Below are 19,579 nucleotides of genomic sequence, written 5' to 3' on the forward strand. Positions count from 1 at the left end.
CGCCGCTCAGTCTACTAACCTTCATCCCAAAGGACTCCAGTTAGCAGCTTCGCTCGACTTGCATGTGTAAGGCACGCCGCCAGCGTTCACCCTGAGCCAGGATCAAACCCTCCATGTCTATCTAGAGCTTGTCCTGATTTCTTACTTCTCAAAGGACTGCTATCCACATTTCAATGACCCGTTTTTACATCCAACCATTCGTGGCACGGTATCTAATTTACCACGTTTGTTTTTTTTAGTCAAGTTACAGATAAGTTAATTTTATTTCAGGGTTATTACAGCTACGACTTGTGCATCCCTGACTGCAACCTCTACTTTGTTCCCTTTTTCAAGACCCTTTCTATTGCATAGCGATTATTATTTTACAGTATAATTGTAACATCCAAATACACAACTAGTAAACAACATGAATACTAAAAGAAACAACAAAGTAAACAACACCACTTCCTCAGGAGTCTTGCGACATCTCATGAAAATCTTAAAAATTAAAGAAATGATATTTGCAAACAAATGCTTTATTTTGTACAAGGAAGTAAGGGCGATAAAAAATAGTTCAAAACACATAAATGGAAGAAATAAAAATCAAACAACATGGTTCACTTTGAGTACAGGAACCATGTTGTAAAAATTATACTAAAACTTATATTTTAACTCTTCCTTCAAGGCGTATATCCCTGGAAGATGCACCAATTCTTATTACATACTCACCTTTTTCAACAACCCATCCTGCATTACAAAAACTCACCAAATTATTTATTGGTATTGAGATGTTGACATGCTCTAATTCAACAGGTTGTAATAGCTTTGTTTTGTGAAATCCTTTTAATTCTTGAAATGGTTTATCAATCTTTCCTTTTGGTGCTTTTACATATATTTGTGCTATTTCCTTCCCGGATATTTTTCCCACATTTTTTACATCAAATTCGACTTTTATTATCTCTTTATCTTTTTCTAAATTAAGATTTGAATATTCAAAAGTTGTATATGAAAGTCCATATCCAAACTCGAATAGTTGTTAATCCACAAACGAACTCTGCTTTGATCAATACCCAAAAGAGAAGCAATGGTTCGTTTCGGAAGTTGCTCTTCAAAGTAAAGTCTAATAACTTCTTCTTTTAATTTAGGAGAATACTTCTTAAATTTCTGCCCTTTCTTTGCCAAAGAAAAACATCCCCTCGTTGGTTTTATTTTACCACTTCGGGGGTGCTTTTTTTTATTGTTTCATTTTTGGGTTTGGGGTTTAGTGCAACTTCAGAGAGCCTTTTTTAAACTAAAAAATATATAACATCATCACATCTTTTTTGTCATTCAAAATGACAAAAAAGGAATCTTATCCCGTACACGGTCGAGGGGGATGTCATCCTGAGCGTAAGCGAAAGGAATGTCATCCTGAGGAACGTAGTAACGAAGGATCTTAATCAGCGAGTGTTAGAAAGGTTGGATAGTGTTAGATAGTGTTGGAGAGGTTGGTAAAAAGATAAGATTCTTCGGTGCTTCGCGCCTTAGAATGACAGGAAGAGAGGATGTCATTCAAGATTCTTCGCACATATCGCTCAGAATGACAAAAAAATTCCAACTCTTTCCAACAAATCTCGCCAATCTTGCTAACACTGCCATTTTAAGGAACATCAAATCCCCTCGAAACTTTTAAAATATAGAACCATTCTTGTCTTTCAAGCTTTAATTTCAAAGCTTCCACAGCGGCTTTTATTCTTTCAAATTTTCCGCTTCCAACTACAGGATGAATTTTTGAGGGATGCATATACAACCATGCGTATATCACATGTTCAATTGTTGTATTATGATTTTTTGCAACATTTTCCAATACTTTTAAAACTTCTTTCTCTTTGAATACCCTTCCACCTGCAACAGGTGACCATGCCATAGGAATAATGTTATTTTCCATACAAAAATCAAGCGTCCCATCAAAAAGGCTATCTACATGAAGTGGAGAAATCTCAATTTGATTAAACATAATTGGCTGCTTTACTGTTCGTCTAAATAACGCCATATGATGCACACTAAAATTTGACACCCCAAAATTTAACACCATTCCCTTTTCTTTTAGTAACTCAAATGCTTCATTTATTTCGTCTGGATCCATCAAAGGATCTGGACGATGTATAAGGAGTACATCCAAATAATTCGTATGCAAATCCTTCAACGTCTTTTCCACAGAAGATATAATGTGCTTTTTTGAGGTGTCATAGTGCTTTACATAAACATCGGGATGCTTTTCAGAAAGCAGCACAATACCTGCTTTTGAAATAAGTTGTATTTTATTTCTTAAAAAGCGGTCTTTCTCCAAAATTTTTCCAAAAATCTCCTGTGCTTCATAATCACCATATATATCTGCAAGGTCAAATGTGGTAACTCCAATATCAATTAGTTTGTATACAAAATTTAATAACTCATCAGTTGTATAAGCACAATCTTTTATCCTCATAACTCCGTGTATAATTCTGCTTATAATACTATTAATACTATCTCCTCCCTTACATGTGGTTAATATTTAGTTGTTATTGTTCTTTCCATATCATGGATATTATATAGTATATTCTTTAATAAACTCCTAACAAAATTCCAATCTATAAATCTTATCTTTCAAATAATACCTTATTTTGTTAATCTTGCCGACACTGAATCTGTTCAAAAAATATAAAATCTTCTCACTTTTTTGTCATCTATGGGGGAATATTCTTTTTTGTCATTCTAAGGAACAAGCAAGCGAAGAGGATGTCATCCCGAGCGTAGTCGAGGGATCTTATACCTTTCTCATCCTGAACGCATACGAGCAATCTTAGATTCCTCACCCTTACGGGTTCGGAATGACAAAAGAGGATGACATTCCTTTGCCCACCTGCTTCCTTTGGATGATTTTCTCCTCGCGTTCAAAATGACAAACATACTCACCCCTTTATCTTGTTTCGTGTTATAATAACAACATGAAAGAACTTGTATGGGTTTTGATAGCCGGTGTAATTTCTGGATTTATTTCTCCATTTTTAGCAAAAACACTTGTTAATGTTATTGAGTTAATAAATATCCTATGGGGAAATTATATTGTTTTTGCGCCAGTTATAGCATTCTGGATAGTTGGTCTTTTGGAAAAACACTCTAAACTTATTCTTGGAACCGGTGTGAATTCTTACAAAAACAAAAAAATACATATTACTCTAAAAGATTTAATCTTAAAATACATCTCAACAATGATTACATTAGGATTTGGAGGTAGTGGAGGTTTAGTTTCCCCGATATTATTTATTGGGAAAGGTTTATCGGAAATTTTCTCAAAGAAGTTTGGCAGAATATTTACTATATCGTTTGCCTCGGGTATGTTAACCTATTACCTTGGAACCCCTCTTTCTGCAGCATTCCTATCTGTAGAATACTTTGAAAAAGACACTGTTAGCTACGAAGATTTAATGCCCGCTTTACTGTCTTCCATGATAAGTATTTTTCATGTAAGAATACTTGGCTTTACACCGATATTCATAGAAAAGTTTTCAAAATTAAATATTGAAAATGTAACAACAATTGATATAATCTTTTCAATAATTTTTGCTATGCTTTTTGGTGGCATAGGTATGCTTGCATATATTCTTAAATTTTATTTTAGAAACTATATAAACCGTTTAGATTCCGTTAAAAAAACTCTTACTTCTGGTTTATTGGTTAGTCTAACAGGTATAATTTTCGGAAGTACAATCCTTGGCTTAAAAGTCTTTTTTGGAGGTAAAAATGTTGAAAAACTTATAATAGGAAAAATACTTGCTACAGTATTTACTATAGAAAGCTTGGGAAGTTGTGGATATTTTACTCCGCTAACAATAGTTGGAATGAACTTAGGAGTTGTAGTAGGAAATTTTGGCTTTAATAGCTCCATTTTTTCTATAGTTGGTTTATCTGCTCTTCTTTCTTCTATGCTAAATCTTCCAATAGCTGCTGTCATTTTCCCTTTAGAGCTCTTTGGATATAAAGCCCTTATACCAGCTGCTATAGGTTCCTCAGTATCATACCTACTCTTTAAGAAATTCAGACTGGAATAATTATAAAAAAATTACCCTTTTTCATAACACCACAAGATTTTTTATTTACATTCTTTTTCTTTCTTACATAGATATGAACCACTAAACAATACTATATCTGCTACTAAAGTTGGATTAGCTGGATCACTTATGTCTATCATTAATATGCCTTCATTACGCCATACTACATAAATATATTTTGCAGAAATTCGGATGTTTGGTTTGAATTTGCCAAATAATCTTCAAAAATACTAAACTAATGATTATAATAACTAAAACCTTAGTAATCTATAAATGTTCTTTTAAAAATAGCTAATTTTTCTGTATAATTACACGTTGTCAAACAAAAAAATGACTTCGGTAAATATCCGAAGTCATGTGCTTTTTCTACATATAAATATATTTAACAGCTTAATATCTTTATTAAAAAAACTCCTCAACTTCTTGCCTTGTTGGTATAGAACTTTGTGCTCCTTTTTTTGTTACAGATACAGCCGCTGCTAAAGATGCAAATTTAAGCGCATCTTTTATGTCTTTTCCTTCACATAAGGCTACTGCAAAAGCCCCATTAAACACATCACCTGCTGCAGTTGTATCAATTGCTTTCACCTTAAATGATTGTTGCTCAATTATTTGTGTTTCATCAAAATATTTAACCCCTTTATCTCCTAACTTAACTACAAGTTTTTTCAATCCTAATTTTTTTAATTTCTGATAACTATCCTCCGGTGAAATAAAATCACCAAAAAAATTGATACTTAGTAACTTAATTTCTTCTTCGTTTGGAGTCAAATAATCAACATACTTTAATATTTCCTTAGTTACACCTTCAACAGGTGCAGGATCAAAAATTATTATTTTCCCTTCTTTTTTTAGCAAACTTGCCACGTACAATGTTGTATCAAATGGTATTTCATTTTGAAGAAGCACTATATCAGCTTTTATTAAATTTTGTATATGATCATCCACTATATCTTTTGTTAAATATTTATTTGCTCCTTGATATATAATTATTCTATTTTCGCCTTCTTGCGTAACTTCAATAAAAGCAAGGCCATTATTTTCATCTACAACGGTATAACCTGAGATATTTAGTTCATCGTATCGTTTTTTTAAAAGCTCGCCATATGAATCATTTCCTATACAAGTCAAAAAATACACCTCTTCATCTGACAATTTTGCAATTGTAACAGCTTGATTTGAACCTTTTCCACCTGGAAAAAATTCTAATTTTTTTGCTTTTTGGGTTTCACCAGGTCTTGTAAATCGCTCAGTAGATAATACTATATCCATATTAGAACTACCCACAACCGCTATCATTTTCTCATCTCCTTAGTAGATTCTCTTATCACAAGCTTTGGTAACAAAACTATACCTTTATTAGATACTTTTTTTTCTTCGATTATTTCCAATAATAGCTTTGCCGATTTTCTACCCATTTCATACATTGGTTGATAGACAGTGGTTAGCGGTGGTTTAAAGTGTTTTGAAAAAGGAATATCATCAAAACCTGTTACACTAACATCTTCAGGTACTTTATATCCCTTTTCCTCAAGAGCATCTATAACACCGTAGGCAATCAAATCATTTCCACACAATATTGCATCTGGTAACCCCTTCAACCTTTTAGCCTTTTTATACCCTGCTTCATAAGAAAATTCTGTAAAATAGTGTTTGAATTCCAACTTTTCAGTTCTTGCCCTTTCAGTAAATGCCTCATACCTTATTTTTGCACTAAAGGTCTCTTTATTTCCGTTAATAAAAATAAAACTCCTGTGTCCAACATCTATCAAATAATCTAATAGCAAATTCATTCCTATTTTATTATCAACAATAACATAAGACGAATTAATCTCTTCAAAGATCCTATCCAAAAAAACCACTTTCAAACCTTTTCTTATTTTTTCCACTAACAGCGGATTGGAAGACCCAGTACCTGTAAAAAGTAACCCATCAATATGTTTGGAAATTAATATTTTTAAAAGTTCTGTTTCCTGTTTTCTATCTTGGTCGGAATTACACAAAATTAAATTATATCCCTTTTTCCTCAAGTAATCTTCGGCACCTCTAACAATGTTTGCAAAAAATGGATTTGTAATGTCAGGTAAAATAAACCCTATTGTACCTGTTCGTCCTTTTCTTAATCCCTTAGCTATATTGCTTGGATAATATCCCAACTCTTCTATTGCTTTTTTTACCCTCTTTTTCAATTCTTCTGAAACTGGAGCAGAATTATTTAAAACTCTAGAAACTGTAGAAATTGAAACTCCAGCTTTTTTAGCTACTTCTTTAATACCCGGCCTTTGCATGATCCCCTCCAATATATACTTAGGGGGATACCCCCCTAAGTAATTATTCAGTTACAAGTTTTAATTCAACAGGTATATAAACAGTTTGTGTTTCTAAAAATTTAAAAGCCTTTTGAATAGCCAATTGTCCCATTAAATACGGTTGTTGTGCTATAGTTGCAGCCATTTCACCTTTTTTTACAGCTTCAATTGCATCTGGTATGGCATCAAAACCTACAACAATTATATCATCAAGTTTTCCGGCTGCTTTTATTGCTTCAATTGCTCCAAGTGCCATTTCATCATTTTGTGCAAAAACGGCATCAATATCAGGATATGCTTCAAGTAAATTTTCCATAACCGTTAACCCTTCTGCTCTATTAAAATTGGCCGTTTGTTTTGCCACAAGAACAAGACCTGGATATTTTTTCAATTCTGTTTCAAATCCTAATCCTCTATCTCTTGCTGCAGAGGTTCCAGGTATACCAACCAATTCCACTACTTTTCCTTTCCCATTTAATTTCTCTGCAATAAATTTTGCAGCCATTGCTCCACCAAAGACGTTATCAGAAGCAATATGTACCACTACTTTTCCTCCATTTGAGCCCCTGTCAACAGTTATTACGGGGATTTTTGCATCATTAGCTTCCTCAACAGCGGCAACAATTGCATCACTATCTGTAGGATTGATAATTATTAAATCAACCCTTTGCTGGACTAAATCTTCAATATCATTAAGCTGTTTAGAAGGTCGATCCTGTGCATCTACTATTATTAGCTCTATTCCCAATTCTTTTGCCTTATCAATCGCCCCATCTCTAAGAGCTACAAAAAACGGATTGTTAAGTGTTGACAACGATAACCCTATCTTATAACTAAACACAGTTGCCACAAAAATCACCAAAATAAACATTACCAAAAATATCCTTTTCATACTTACACCTCCTCAATTTTCTCTCTCAAGCAACACAGCAATGAGAATAACAACTCCTTTTACTCCTTGTTGATAAAACGGAGAGACGTTAAGCAAATTCAAACCATTATTAAGAATTCCCATAATTAATGCCCCGAATAATGTACCTACAATCGTTCCTTTCCCTCCAGCTAAACTAGCCCCACCAAGTACAACAGCTGCTATCGCATCTAATTCATATCCCGTTCCAAACGTTGGCTGCGCACTGTTTAATCTTGAAGTCAAAATAATGGCACTTACCGCCGCCAAAACTCCACTAATCGTATATATGATAATTTTATACTTATCTACCTTTACACCACTTAATTTTGCAGCGGTTTCATTTCCACCAATCGCATACGTGTAAAGTCCCAATTTTGTATATTTTGATATATAATAAATAATCCCAAACACTGCAAACATTATAATTATTGGGACAGGAATTTCTAAAACATCTCCCCTTCCTATTATTCTAAAAACCCGCGGAAAACCTGTTATAGGCATTCCCTGAGAATAAACTAGCGTTAATGATCTTGCAATAGCCATGGTAGCCAATGTAACAATAAATGGTTGAATCTTCCCTTTGGCAATAATGAACCCATTTATAGCTCCCAGCAAAGCTCCAACAAATAACGCAACCAAAATTCCCAAAAATACCGAACCATTTTTCACTACCGAAGCCATTACAACGGCAGAAAATGCCAAAACAGATCCCACAGACAAATCAATACCACCTGATATGATTACTAAAGTCATACCAAACGCAATAATTGCTTGGATAGAAACTTGTCTAAATACATTAATAAAATTAGAAAACGTCAAAAATCTGTCACTTAATAACGAGAATAATATCACTATTCCAAAAAAACCTACGATTGCCGGATACTCTTTAAGTTTTTTCAAAAAAACTTTTTGCCTCATTTAATATCAACTCCTGTTGCCAATTTTAATATGCTTTCCTGAGTAATTTCACCCTTTTCCAAAATTCCCATTGAACGTCCTCTGTGCATTACCAATACTCTATCACATAAACTTACTATTTCAGGAAGTTCAGAGGAAATAAAAACTACACCTACCCCATCATTAGCCAATTTGTTTATAATGTTATAAACCTCTACTTTTGCTCCAACATCAATTCCCCTCGTTGGTTCAACTAAAAAAACAATCTTTGGCTTTTTTCTTAAAACTTTTGAAAGAACAACCTTTTGTTGATTTCCACCTGATAGTGTTTTTACCTTTTGTTTAATAGAAGAAATTTTTATTGAATATTTCTTCACTTCGCTAGCTACCATATCCCTTGCCCTTTTCCACGATATTTTTCCAAATTTAGATATCTCATCAACATTTGGTAAGACTATATTCTTCACCACATCCATATCCAAAACTAATCCCATTTTTTTCCTATCTTCTGGAACAAGTGCTATACCATGTTTAAGCATATCTTTTCCTGGTAAATATGTGCGCCCATCTAATACCAACTTATCCCAGTTAGAGCGTAAATATCCATATATTCCTAAAGCAATCTCAAGTTTTCCTGAACCAACCAAACCAGCAATCCCAAATATTTCTCCTTTATTTACATTAAAAGTAACATTTTCTACATAATCTTTGACTTGTAATTTTTCTATTCTAAATAGCTCCTTATCTGTTATTACATTAAATTTGGGATACATTTCCTCTATATTCCTACCTACCATCATTTTAATTAAATCTTCTCTTGACACTTCCTTTATACTTATTGAATTTATATAGTTTCCATCTCTCAAAACAGTTACTCTATCAGCTATTTCAAAAACCTCTTCAAGCCTATGTGAAATAAAAATAATCGATATGTTTTTTCTTTTTAAATCTTTTATTATCTCAAAAAGTCTTTTTGTTTCATGGTCCGTAATTGTTGCAGTAGGTTCATCCATTATTATTATTTTCGCATTTAATGATAACGCTTTAGCTATAGAAACTAGTTGCTTTTCAGAAGTATTCAAATTTTTCACTTTTTCATTTGCTCTGATAGGAAACTTTAGCTTTTTCAATAATTCATCTACAACCTTAACCATTTTAGATTTAGAAAAAACAAATTTATCAACCCTACCAACAAATACATTTTCTGCTACACTCAACTCTTCAAACAAATTCAATTCCTGGTGGATAGTAGCTATTCCCTTTTTGATAGCTTCAGTAGGGTTGGAAAAATTTGTTTTCTTTCCATCAAGAAAAATATCACCCGAATCAGGCTTATAAACTCCACTGATTATCTTAATTAGCGTGCTCTTCCCCGCACCATTTTCGCCCAATAAAGCGTGAACTTCTCCTTTATAAAGACCAAAATTTACATTATTTAACGCAACAACTCCAGGAAATGTCTTAATAACATTTTTTAATTCTAATATTTTTTTCATTTAAAATATCACCCCAGAAACTAATATCGCGTTGTTATAAGGAGTTACATCGCCCGTTCTTATAACCGCTACCACTTTACTACTTATATTCTTCAATTCATCATGTGTAACCTTTTCAATATGTGCAAAAGAGAGTTTTTTTCTACAAACCTCCTCGAGGGATTTAGAAGATTCTTTGGCGATTATTATTTTTTCCACTTTCAATTCCTTTAACACAACATCTAAAACTTCTTCAAATGTAGGTTTTCCATAATCAAGAACTAAGTCTATCTTTTCAATATTACGAGGAATAGGAAACCCCATATCAACAATTGCAATCATATCTTTGTGCCCTAAACTTGCTATTATTCTAGCTATTTCAGAATTAAACACCCCTGTTTTTTTCATCCTTTACCTCCTTCAGAAAACGTTTTCGAAAACGTTTTCAACATATTTTTATCAAAAAATGCTTATCAAAGTCAAATGAGAAAACATAAGAAAATTCGCAAAAAATTATTTTTATACATTGTAATAACTATTCATCTCTAAATTTGGATATCTTTGTTGATATTTCTAAAAATTCTCACATACTCTATTTATAGTCCATGTGTTATAATTCTTTAATGTTAAAAGCATTTAATTTTATTTTAACCTGGGAGGTGAAAAAGTGAATAAACGATATGTATACACATTAGAAGAAAAATGTGTAAAATGTATGACGTGTATAAGGACATGTAAGGTAAATGCAAATATTGTAGAAAATAATGCTGTAAATGTTGTTTCGGAACTTTGTCTTTCTTGTGGGGATTGTGTTGAAACATGTCCAGAAAACGCTCGCATCTTTTTAGATGAAACTGATGTTTTGGAAAAATGGATAAAAGATAATGAATATCTAATTGCAATAATTGCACCAGCGTACGTTGCACATTTTATCGATATTGATCCATTACAAATAGTTTCCGCTCTAAAAAAAATAGGATTTAAAGAAGTCCATGAGGTAGCAATGGGAGCTGAACTTACAACTTTAGCAGTAATAGATGAATTAAAAAACAAAGAACATATAATAACTTCTCCTTGTCCAAGTATTGTAAACTTCATAAAAAAATGGGAACCTTCTCTTTCAAATAATTTATCAAGGGCGGTAAGTCCAATGATAGCGCTAGGCAAATACTTAAAAAACAGTAACCCAAAATCAAAAGTTGTATTCATAGGTCCTTGTATAGCCAAAAAGACTGAAATAGAAGATAAAAATATCAAAGGAATAGTTGATCTTGTACTTACATTTGAAGAACTCGAAAAAATTTTCAAAGAAAAAAATATAAATATCAACTCCCAGGATAAAGAATTATTCGATGGCATGCAACCGTTAGTGGGTACTTCATATCCTATAAGTGGTGGTCTTGCAAGAACAGCTAGTTATTATTTAAGGAAAAAACTAGATACAATTCTTGACAATGATATTTTAATAATCGAAGGAAAAGACAGAGTTATAGATTATCTAAAATATTACAAAGAAAAATTAGAAAAAGGCAAGAAAGATAGTCTTCCAAAAATAGTTGATATACTATATTGTGAAGGATGTATAGATGGACCTACCATGAGAAAGGATATAAGTATTCCAGAAAAAAAGAAAATAGTCGCAAATTATACAAAATCAAGGATTGTAACTAAGAAATTATTCAAAATAAAAGGAAAACAAATTGCCAAAAATCTTGTTTCTGAAAAACAACTGAAGAAAATTTACTCAAAAGGAGACTATTTTAGAAATTTTGAAATTACACCTATAACCTACAAAATTCCTTCTGACAATGAAATTAACAAAATATTAGATAAAATCGGCATGTTAGAACATCCTCTCAATTGTGGGGCCTGTGGATATGATACATGCAAAGATAGAGCTATAGCTGTATACAATAATTTGTTGTCTTGGGATGATTGTGTACAATATAAAATAAGGCAACAAGAAAAATTAATAAATGAAGTTAACGAAAAAAATAACCGAATAAGTGAAATGATATTAAACTTTAAAACAACACTTGAAAATATTAAATTAACGACCACGGAAATGGTTCATGCTGTAGATGCACTTGGAAACGATTCAAAAAATGTCTTAGAAGCATCTGAGCGCGGCATTGCCGTGGTAGAAAAATTAAAAGACGTCCAAACAAATGTAGAAAGTACATCTGAAATTGTACTCACATCTATTAAAAACGTCTCTGAAAATATTAAAAACCTAAAAGAAATAACACAAACAATAAGTGCTATAGCAAATCAAACAAATTTACTAGCTCTCAACGCGGCAATAGAATCGGCACGTATGGGATCCGCCGGAAAGGCCTTTTCAGTTCTTGCAGATGAAATTAGAAAACTTTCAAATCAATCTCATGAATCATCTGAAGACATAGAAGAATCCATAGACAAAATACTCTCCCTTTTCAACGAATTAGAAGAAAAAGCCAAAGGAATAGAATTAATAAAAGATGTTACACAAAATGTTTCAAATAAAATAATAACCGAGTTCGATAACATTAAAACTCTCTTAAATACCGTAAGTGCCTCTATAGAAGAAGTGTCAGCAGCTATAGAAGAGGTAAAAGCATCGGTAGATGAAATCACAAACGAAGCTGAAAATAATTTGATAAACGAATAATTAACATGTTAGTTTAATGCGTTTTAATTAAACTCCAAAAAAAGGCTCCAATATATTATTGGAGCCTTGTTTGTATTTTACACAACTAAATATTTATCATTTTCTACGACCGCGTACATGTGTTCTTACATTATTTCTTGATTTGTTTATATTTCTTCCTCTTGAATTCCTTCTTTCCATTCCTAAATAAGTATTTCCTCTATTTACTTTTCCTCCTTTCTTTGCAAATGCTGGAAAACCATTTTCTCTTATAACTATTTCTTTTCCTTCTATTACTGCTTTGTCTACTACTATGTATGTATCATCTCCTAATTCTACCTTTCTGCCAATAATTTCTATATTTATTCCCTCTTTTAATCCTTCGTATAATCTAATTGGTCCTGTATGTACTTCATATTCTTTTCCTTCTGCCTCTACAACCACTTTTATTCCTTCGCCTGGTATTACCTCAATTTCCTTTACTATACCTGATATACTTATTTCAGAAACCGTTGCACCTTCAGGCAAATTCCTATAAAGCGGTTCTACCTGACTCCTTGGGGCTGTCTGCATATAGTTACTCCATGGCCTTGCCGCAAATGCACTTGCCGCCAACACTAAAACAGTTAACAAAATTACACTGATCTTTTTAAACATAATCCCACCTCCTAATGTGTTTTCTACAATTTCTATACTACATACTTTTCCTTAACAAATCCTTATATTTATCTTAGAGTTACCTTAGAATATATTTGAAAAATTGAAGAGGAATGCCAATCACGTGAAAGAATGGTTATTTTATAGGATTTTTAGGATGTCCAATTATCTAGTGATAAATATCCAGAGATTATATTTAAAAGAGTTGTCTTTCCTGCCCCATTTTCTCCAAATATTAATACCTTACTCTTAGGGGTTATTTCCAAATTATCTATTTCTATTACTTTATTTTCATCATAAGAAAGTTTCACGTCTTTTAAAATTACTCTATTATCCTGCTCAAAATATTCTTTCTGCTCAGTATTTAATAAATTTTTTATTCTTTCAAGTATTTGTAAGTATCTGTGAAATTCTGGTATAGCTTGAACAATTCCAAAAAGATAAAATCACTCTCCAGAATGTGTTTATTATCGTTACAAATCCACCAAAACTTAACTTTCCAATTAAAACAAAATATCCAGATACTATAAGTGAAAGAGTATCCGCTGTGTTTCGAATAATATTATCCAATATTTGACTTGATTTTACAGCTTTAAAACTTTCAATCTCCTTGAAGCACTGAGTACTAATCTCCAATTGCTTTATCTTAATGATTCTTGTCAAGATAAATATCTTTTCCTTTAGAACTAAAATGTACAACACAAGACATGAAAAAGTAGTGATACCAGAGGATTGGAAGTAGTAGGGAAATGTGGAGAGTTTGAAAAGTTAACATTAATCTTCTTGACAGAAGATAAAATAAAATCCCCCTCCCACACAATTATATACTAAGATAAAACTTTATAGATTAGAGGGAAACTTGAATTTTTCTAAACAATAATTTTTTTGCACATTACCATTTTTTATCCAAGAATTTTCATAACTAAAACTTTTGCTTCTTTTTCTCCTATGTTTTTTACACTATGAAACACATCTTTTGGAAATTCAACCAACTCATCTTTTTCTAACTTTAAAACCTCATTTCCTATTTCTACTTCAACTGTTCCAGACAAAACATAAAGTAACGCATCTACATCTGATTTATGCGCTTTTAATTCACAAAAAGGTTTAATATCTATATGGACTAACTGGATCTTTTTATTTTCAAAAAATCTCGTTCCAATAACTCCTTCTTTATCCAATACAGGTTTGTTATTTCTATAAGAATACTTGTTGATCATATTATCCACCTCCTTTTTCATTATATAATAAATCAAACCTCCAGTCTGTAACTTTAGTTACAATATAGTGATTTTAAAACCATTTTGTTTAAATTTTCCTCGAAATTTATTCTCTTTAAGCATCAAATAGGAATCAAGATCGTGAAAAACAAATGCACCTGTACCAAGTGCAAAATTGACACTTTGGTTTATCCCAAGACTTGATTCGCCCATGCAACCTATCATAAGCTTGAGATTTGCTGTTTTAACCATTTCAACTATTGCCAAAGCATCTGATAATCCGGATTTCATTAGCTTTATATTTACAAAATCAACTGCTTCTTCCCTTATTAGTCTGTAAACATCGTACTTACTTTTGGCACTCTCATCAGCTGCAACTGGATATGGAGAATTAAATCTTACATACTTTAATCCATCTATATCACTTGCCGCGACGGGTTGCTCAAAAACAGAAATATCTACACCTTTTTTATAAAGAACTCTTACAAACTCAACAGCTTGTTTTGGAGTATATCCCATATTGGCATCCACAATGTATTTAGCCCCATTGGTATTACGGGCAATTTCTTCAACTGTTTCTATATCCTTACGTAAATCTTCACCTACTTTAATCTTTATATTTTTAAAACCTTCACTAAAAATTTCTTTGGCCTCTTTCACCATATTTTCAATAGTATCTATACCTACAGTTTTATCCGTTTCGATTTCACGTTTCATACCCCCCAATAAATAATATACAGGAGTATTTATTTCTTCAGAAAATGCGTCAAGAACGGCATATTGCACCCCTGCTTTTACACTCGGAGTTGCAAAGAATTTATCAAGAACATCAAAAATTCTTCTATATTCTTTTACATCCATGTTGACAATACTTTCTTTTATTGCCGCTTCAAGTTTATACAAACCTTCCACCTTTTCTCCATTCACTCTAAAAGATGGAGATATTTCTCCATATCCTTTGACACCTACATCCGTTATAACTACTACTTCTATGTTGGTTGAACTATCTGAAACACTGCCGGTAATGTGAAATGGTTTGTAATATTTATAAGTTTTCAATTCAAACTTTACATCAACAACCTTACTCATTATTCCACCTCCACAAAATTAAATACTTCTATTGAATATTTAAATTTATCATAATATACATTTTCAATCTCAGTTTCCACTTCTCCAACCTGATTATCATATGGATCAGAACGCCAAAAATTTTTATTTGGATAAAATTGTTCCATAAATTCGGTGTTTGCAACCATTCTAAATCCGTCAAGATTACCAAAATAAAATTCCCGTTTTTTGTCTTCTTCTCTTCTAGCTCCACCAAATGAAAGATCAGCTGGTAACCAACCATATGGTTGTACATAAAACAAAGCCCAATCATGTGGAGACGCAAAATACTTATTTATATACCAACCTGATTGCCATCTTGTAGGTATCCCCACTATTCGACACATAGTTATAAACAATAAAGCTTGAAAACCACAATCTCCCTTCAAATTTGTTGCAACAAACTGAGGAATTGTTTCGTATGTTCCATAAGGTTTAACATACGAATAACTCACATGTGTAGTTATCCAATCATATATCAATTTTGCTTTTAAATAAGGATTTGATTCTTTACCAACTATTTGATAAGCAAGTGATTTTAAATAGGGAGTGAACAAAATATGTGGTGGTTTCTCAAGGGTGTATTGCTTTAATTTTTTTGGAAAATATTCCTCTACCTCATCTAACTCAACTCTGTTGACCCATTCACATACTTCATATTCAAATTCGACGTAAAAATCATTTTTATTGGCAACATCATCTTCAAAATATATAGTATTTTGAAAAATCTCTTTAGGAGATAATACGAAATTTTCATGACTTACATCTATTATTTTTACGTTTTTTATTTGGAACTCCTTCTTGGGAACAGGAAGCCACACTTTTATAGTCTCTCCTAAAATTTTACTATAATCAGGATATAAAGTAATTCGCGCATGTGTTTTGTATGTTTTTGGTACATCACCATTGATTAATGCTATTAATCGCTCATCTAGTAATTTTTTAGATTTTTTAACACTATCTTCTTGAACTATCCTATCTTTATAATGCTTGTAGGAAAAACCTAAATTTTCGGCAAATCTGCTTTCAAAACGATATTCACCATTGACATATATATAATCCAACATTCCTTCATAAAATAATTTTTCAAATTCTATATCGGTAAAACCTGCTATTTTATCTTTGGCAATCTTAACTGCTTCTTTCATAGTATATGGATAATCAATAAGCAATCTATTTATACGTTCTTTTTCGTACAGTAAACGCAATCGCAATAACTCTGGAAGTTCATATTTAAGCTTCTTCTCAATTAAGACCAAAGCTTTCCCAAAATTACCAGAATATTCCTCTTTTAAAATATCTTCTGGCAATCCAACTGTCAAAAATTCCATCAGACCCCCTCCCCCATTATTTAGTTCGCAAAACGAAATACTCTTTGTTTTATTATACCAAATAGTCTAGTTAAAACAAAATAAAATAGTGGGCTCCTTAACGAACAAGAAGCCCACTAAAACATATTGAATAATTAAGTTTTATTTACGGATTTCTATCCATAAATCATCCATTATATACGCTGCGTTTTCATCCCCTCCACCAAATATATATGCCTTTGCTTCTGTAGCAATAGGTCTAAATCTTGATGAGATACCGTCATAGTCCCAACTTGTCAAGTATATCTTCCATCCAGAATAGCTTTCAGGATTTCCAAGATTATCACCTTTTACTATTATTTTTATCCAACCATCTTCCACAATTACTTCTGGTGAACCTATTTGCATACCAAATTTGTTTTTATTTGCACCTTTAGAAGAATACAACGCAGAAGACCACCCGGTTACGAATATTTCGTAATCCCAATCTTTGATTTTATAATTTTGAAATGGCAAATATGTAGTTCCTACTTTGCTTGGATCATCGAGAAATATTTGATACGTTACGTGATCAAATCCATTTATTGGATTCCAACTTTTTGTTATTTCTTTGGGTTTTATACTTATTACCAACGTTTGCCCTATTGACTGTACCTTTACGGCAAGAATATCCATTTGTCGTTTAAAAGTAGGATCAGTTGGGTAAACATAAGTGCCATTTGGACCATTATCATCACCTTTGGGATCTATAGAAAATGCCAAATCTTTCACTTCAAGTTCAACAAGAAAATTTGTTTCCTGCGTATAAATTACGTTTTTTATTGATTTTCCTCGAGCTTTTATTAGTAAAGTATGTTTTCCTGGATCAAAGCGTAGTGGATCTATAACATAAGTAAACTGATTGTTTTCCACATTTAATTTTATTCTATTATCGTACTTTCTATCTATATAAATATAAACATACTTTGCATTTGTTTTCCCCTTTATAGTAAACTTATCTTTTATAATCATCCCATCTTTTAAATTAGTATCAACAAAAAGATTACTCTTTTTTATCACTCTTTTTTCATCTGATACCTTATATACCGTTATACTCCTTCCCGGAATGGTTACAACAAACTCTCCATCTTTTTTCGTAATAAGCTTCGTTGTTTTTCCATTTAAATTAAATACTGGAACTAAAACCGTCCCCTCGCTTAAACTAGTTTTTATTTTCGTAATCTTTGTATCATTTGATGTGTTTAATATAACAACAAGCTCTTCTTTGTCATCTTTTAACAAATATGCCAAAATCCCCGCACCACTTTCTTCAAACGAAAGAACTTTAACTTTACCATATCTTGTTGCTGTATAAGACTTTCTAAAACTTATAATTTGAGAAATGAATTTGTACATATCACTTTCTGGATTAAAATGATTCTTATTTTTTGAACCCCAACCTTTTTCAAACATTGAAGCTCTTGTCTCTTCAAAATATTGCTCAGTTCCATAGTATATGACTGGCATTCCAGGTAATGTCATCAAAAATGCAAGTGCCAATTTTGTGACTATTGGTGTAGTACCTTTAGCAAATCGCTCCATATCGTGATTATCAATGAATGTAACTAACAATCCTTTTTCCAACATTTTATTTCGACGCTCTATTCTATAAGCAAGATATTTTGTTGGTTGTCCTCCCTTTATAACCCTCTTTATTTCTTCATTTAGTGGAAAATCAAGCATTGCGTTAAATCCTGCTTCAAAATACGTCTCGATTTCTTTTTCAGCAGAGTCATCAAATGGTTTTGAAGTTAACCAAACTTCCCCAAAAGATATGAAATTATCCTTCTGCGAATAAATTCCATCTTTGCTCAAAAAGAAATCTTTCCAAAAACCTTTTGGAACATACATAGCAGTATCAACCCTGAATCCATCAACTCCAACCTGTTTAATCCAATATTTATACGATTCTTTTAAAGCTTTTCGTACTTCAATATTCTCTGTGTTTAAATCATCAAGTCCGGAAAGTTGATAATTAAGTCTTTGATTCGGATCTGCAAAATTATTTATATCAGGTGTCCAATGATAAATAGACTTCTTTCTTACATCAGAAATATCATAATTATTCAGATTAAAAGGATATTGCGTTGGGGCATTTGTTGGGACACTTTTAGTATTAATTTCAAATTTTCCATTTTTAAATCTAAAATAATTTCCCACATGATTCACAACAATATCCTGAATTAACACCATCCCATTCCTATGCAATTCTTTCGATAATTTTTTATAAATCTCTAAATTTCCAAAGTGTTCATCAACTTTTGTAAAATCACGAGCCCAATAACCATGATATCCTCCATAGTGTACCCAGGGATCCCACCATTGATTGGCTACAGGAGGCGTAATCCAAATTCCATCTACTCCTATACCTTTTATATAATCAATCTTTTGTAATATTCCTTCCAAGTCACCTCCACTGTACTTTGCACCATTATACGGATTATACTCGTTCATACCTTGATCATTGTTAGAAACGTTTCCATCATTAAACCTATCAATCATTACAAAATACAACACTTTATCCTGCCAATTTCCCAAAAACATAACAGAAAAAAACAAAATAAACATCACTAAAATCTTTTTCATAACAAACTCCTCCTATAAAAAAATTCACCTATTACTTTTTTATCAAAATTTTTCCATTAACGTATAAACTAATGGAATCATTCCAAAAAGAATGGAAAATTGAAAAAAGTAAATTTCATCTTACTATAACCACACTGCTATTTCAAGGAATTAAGCAAAAATAATTTGGAAAGCATTGGAAAGTATTAAATAAAAAGTGGAAGATTTTTTTATTACCAATACAATAAAAAAAAAGCAGGCGAAAGCCTGCAAAAAAAATAAACCCGGGCGATACCTACTCTTGCAAGGGGCGTACCCCTTACTACCATCGGCCCAAGGCGGCTTAACGGCCGGGTTCGGGATGGAACCGGGTGGTTCCCGCCTTGGTATCGTCACCCGGGAAACCTTT

18 protein-coding genes, 2 rRNA genes and 2 pseudogenes are annotated in these 19,579 nt (G+C 32.2%); 3 read left to right on the forward strand and 19 right to left on the reverse strand.

Going from position 1 to position 19,579, the window contains the following annotated elements; all coding sequences use genetic code 11:
• From AS157_RS00005 to AS157_RS00020, 4 genes and pseudogenes are all read right to left on the reverse strand, one after another.
• A 16S ribosomal RNA gene (locus AS157_RS00005) occupies window positions 1–118 on the reverse strand; the annotation flags it as partial.
• A gap of 522 nt (window positions 119–640) precedes the next feature.
• Window positions 641–1,009, reverse strand: a pseudogene (locus tag AS157_RS00010) (fibronectin type III-like domain-contianing protein); the annotation flags it as partial.
• Window positions 952–1,161 (reverse strand): transposase, encoded by a 210-nt coding sequence (locus AS157_RS00015; RefSeq protein WP_077289078.1) that lies wholly within the window; start codon window positions 1,159–1,161, stop codon window positions 952–954. The pseudogene AS157_RS00010 and the gene AS157_RS00015, both read right to left, overlap by 58 nt.
• A gap of 457 nt (window positions 1,162–1,618) precedes the next feature.
• Complete coding sequence (locus AS157_RS00020) at window positions 1,619–2,512, reverse strand: aldo/keto reductase (RefSeq protein WP_352039399.1); 894 nt, start codon at window positions 2,510–2,512, stop codon at window positions 1,619–1,621.
• 418 nt (window positions 2,513–2,930) lie between these two features.
• Between AS157_RS00020 and AS157_RS09525 the strand changes: the two are divergent.
• A pseudogene (locus AS157_RS09525) lies at window positions 2,931–3,305 on the forward strand (chloride channel protein); the annotation flags it as partial.
• Window positions 3,285–4,049, forward strand: coding sequence for a chloride channel protein (locus tag AS157_RS09530; protein ID WP_352039401.1), 765 nt, complete (start codon window positions 3,285–3,287; stop codon window positions 4,047–4,049). The pseudogene AS157_RS09525 and the gene AS157_RS09530, both read left to right, overlap by 21 nt.
• A gap of 41 nt (window positions 4,050–4,090) precedes the next feature.
• On the opposite strand, the gene AS157_RS09385 is transcribed toward AS157_RS09530, so the two are convergent.
• From AS157_RS09385 to rbsD, 7 genes are all read right to left on the reverse strand, one after another.
• Entirely contained in the window at window positions 4,091–4,243 is a 153-nt protein-coding gene (locus AS157_RS09385; protein WP_077289081.1) for a hypothetical protein, read from the reverse strand.
• Window positions 4,244–4,451: 208 nt separating this feature from the next.
• Entirely contained in the window at window positions 4,452–5,348 is an 897-nt protein-coding gene (gene rbsK / locus AS157_RS00035; protein WP_077289082.1) for a ribokinase, read from the reverse strand.
• Window positions 5,345–6,337 carry a LacI family DNA-binding transcriptional regulator gene (locus AS157_RS00040; protein WP_077289083.1) on the reverse strand — a complete coding sequence of 331 codons (993 nt, stop codon included), beginning with the start codon at window positions 6,335–6,337 and terminating at the stop codon, window positions 5,345–5,347. Before AS157_RS00040 ends, rbsK begins: the two co-directional genes overlap by 4 nt.
• A 43-nt stretch (window positions 6,338–6,380) precedes the next feature.
• Entirely contained in the window at window positions 6,381–7,250 is an 870-nt protein-coding gene (gene rbsB, locus AS157_RS00045; protein WP_077289084.1) for a ribose ABC transporter substrate-binding protein RbsB, read from the reverse strand.
• Window positions 7,251–7,262: 12 nt separating this feature from the next.
• Window positions 7,263–8,189, reverse strand: coding sequence for an ABC transporter permease (locus AS157_RS00050; RefSeq protein ID WP_214494931.1), 927 nt, complete (start codon window positions 8,187–8,189; stop codon window positions 7,263–7,265).
• Window positions 8,186–9,664: a sugar ABC transporter ATP-binding protein gene (locus AS157_RS00055; RefSeq protein WP_214494932.1), complete on the reverse strand. Its 1,479-nt coding sequence runs from the start codon at window positions 9,662–9,664 to the stop codon at window positions 8,186–8,188. The genes AS157_RS00050 and AS157_RS00055 overlap by 4 nt, the downstream gene beginning before the upstream one ends.
• On the reverse strand, window positions 9,665–10,051 hold the full coding sequence (rbsD, locus tag AS157_RS00060) for a D-ribose pyranase (RefSeq protein WP_077289087.1): 387 nt from the start codon (window positions 10,049–10,051) through the stop codon (window positions 9,665–9,667).
• A 259-nt stretch (window positions 10,052–10,310) separates the two neighbouring features.
• Between rbsD and AS157_RS00065 the strand changes: the two genes are divergently transcribed.
• Window positions 10,311–12,293, forward strand: a complete 1,983-nt coding sequence (locus AS157_RS00065; protein ID WP_077289088.1) for a [Fe-Fe] hydrogenase large subunit C-terminal domain-containing protein — start codon at window positions 10,311–10,313, stop codon at window positions 12,291–12,293.
• A 96-nt stretch (window positions 12,294–12,389) separates the two neighbouring features.
• On the opposite strand, the gene AS157_RS00070 is transcribed toward AS157_RS00065, so the two are convergent.
• The 8 genes from AS157_RS00070 to rrf all read right to left on the reverse strand — a co-directional run bounded on the left by AS157_RS00070 (window position 12,390) and on the right by rrf (window position 19,570).
• A complete protein-coding gene (locus tag AS157_RS00070) occupies window positions 12,390–12,929 on the reverse strand; it encodes a hypothetical protein (RefSeq protein ID WP_077289089.1) in 540 nt (179 codons plus the stop codon).
• 152 nt (window positions 12,930–13,081) lie between these two features.
• Entirely contained in the window at window positions 13,082–13,240 is a 159-nt protein-coding gene (locus AS157_RS00075) for an ATP-binding cassette domain-containing protein (protein ID WP_197023179.1), read from the reverse strand.
• 73 nt (window positions 13,241–13,313) lie between these two features.
• A complete protein-coding gene (locus AS157_RS00080) occupies window positions 13,314–13,628 on the reverse strand; it encodes a hypothetical protein (RefSeq protein WP_143611748.1) in 315 nt (104 codons plus the stop codon).
• Window positions 13,629–13,831: 203 nt separating this feature from the next.
• Window positions 13,832–14,185, reverse strand: a complete 354-nt coding sequence (locus tag AS157_RS00085; RefSeq protein ID WP_143611749.1) for a cupin domain-containing protein — start codon at window positions 14,183–14,185, stop codon at window positions 13,832–13,834.
• A 21-nt stretch (window positions 14,186–14,206) separates the two neighbouring features.
• On the reverse strand, window positions 14,207–15,238 hold the full coding sequence (locus AS157_RS00090; RefSeq protein WP_077289092.1) for an L-Ala-D/L-Glu epimerase: 1,032 nt from the start codon (window positions 15,236–15,238) through the stop codon (window positions 14,207–14,209).
• Window positions 15,238–16,587: a transglutaminase-like domain-containing protein gene (locus AS157_RS00095; RefSeq protein WP_077289093.1), complete on the reverse strand. Its 1,350-nt coding sequence runs from the start codon at window positions 16,585–16,587 to the stop codon at window positions 15,238–15,240. The genes AS157_RS00090 and AS157_RS00095 overlap by 1 nt, the downstream gene beginning before the upstream one ends.
• Before the next feature lie 141 nt (window positions 16,588–16,728).
• On the reverse strand, window positions 16,729–19,191 hold the full coding sequence (locus AS157_RS00100) for an alpha-amylase family glycosyl hydrolase (protein WP_077289094.1): 2,463 nt from the start codon (window positions 19,189–19,191) through the stop codon (window positions 16,729–16,731).
• A 262-nt stretch (window positions 19,192–19,453) separates the two neighbouring features.
• A 5S ribosomal RNA gene (gene rrf / locus AS157_RS00105) occupies window positions 19,454–19,570 on the reverse strand.
• Window positions 19,571–19,579: the final 9 nt, after the last annotated feature.

This window comes from Thermosipho sp. 1244, assembly GCF_018588215.1.
Taxonomy (GTDB): Bacteria; Thermotogota; Thermotogae; order Thermotogales; family Fervidobacteriaceae; genus Thermosipho; species Thermosipho affectus.

Bases quoted from the DNA above. Each gene is read 5' to 3' on its own strand.
- rbsK (WP_077289082.1), bottom strand. From the start codon at position 5,348: ATGATAGCGGTTGTGGGTAGTTCTAATATGGATATAGTATTATCTACT.
- AS157_RS00040 (WP_077289083.1), bottom strand. From the start codon at position 6,337: ATGCAAAGGCCGGGTATTAAAGAAGTAGCTAAAAAAGCTGGAGTTTCA.
- rbsB (WP_077289084.1), bottom strand. From the start codon at position 7,250: ATGAAAAGGATATTTTTGGTAATGTTTATTTTGGTGATTTTTGTGGCA.
- AS157_RS00050 (WP_214494931.1), bottom strand. From the start codon at position 8,189: ATGAGGCAAAAAGTTTTTTTGAAAAAACTTAAAGAGTATCCGGCAATC.
- AS157_RS00055 (WP_214494932.1), bottom strand. From the start codon at position 9,664: ATGAAAAAAATATTAGAATTAAAAAATGTTATTAAGACATTTCCTGGA.
- rbsD (WP_077289087.1), bottom strand. From the start codon at position 10,051: ATGAAAAAAACAGGGGTGTTTAATTCTGAAATAGCTAGAATAATAGCA.
- AS157_RS00070 (WP_077289089.1), bottom strand. From the start codon at position 12,929: ATGTTTAAAAAGATCAGTGTAATTTTGTTAACTGTTTTAGTGTTGGCG.
- AS157_RS00090 (WP_077289092.1), bottom strand. From the start codon at position 15,238: ATGAGTAAGGTTGTTGATGTAAAGTTTGAATTGAAAACTTATAAATAT.
- AS157_RS00095 (WP_077289093.1), bottom strand. From the start codon at position 16,587: ATGGAATTTTTGACAGTTGGATTGCCAGAAGATATTTTAAAAGAGGAA.
- AS157_RS00100 (WP_077289094.1), bottom strand. From the start codon at position 19,191: ATGAAAAAGATTTTAGTGATGTTTATTTTGTTTTTTTCTGTTATGTTT.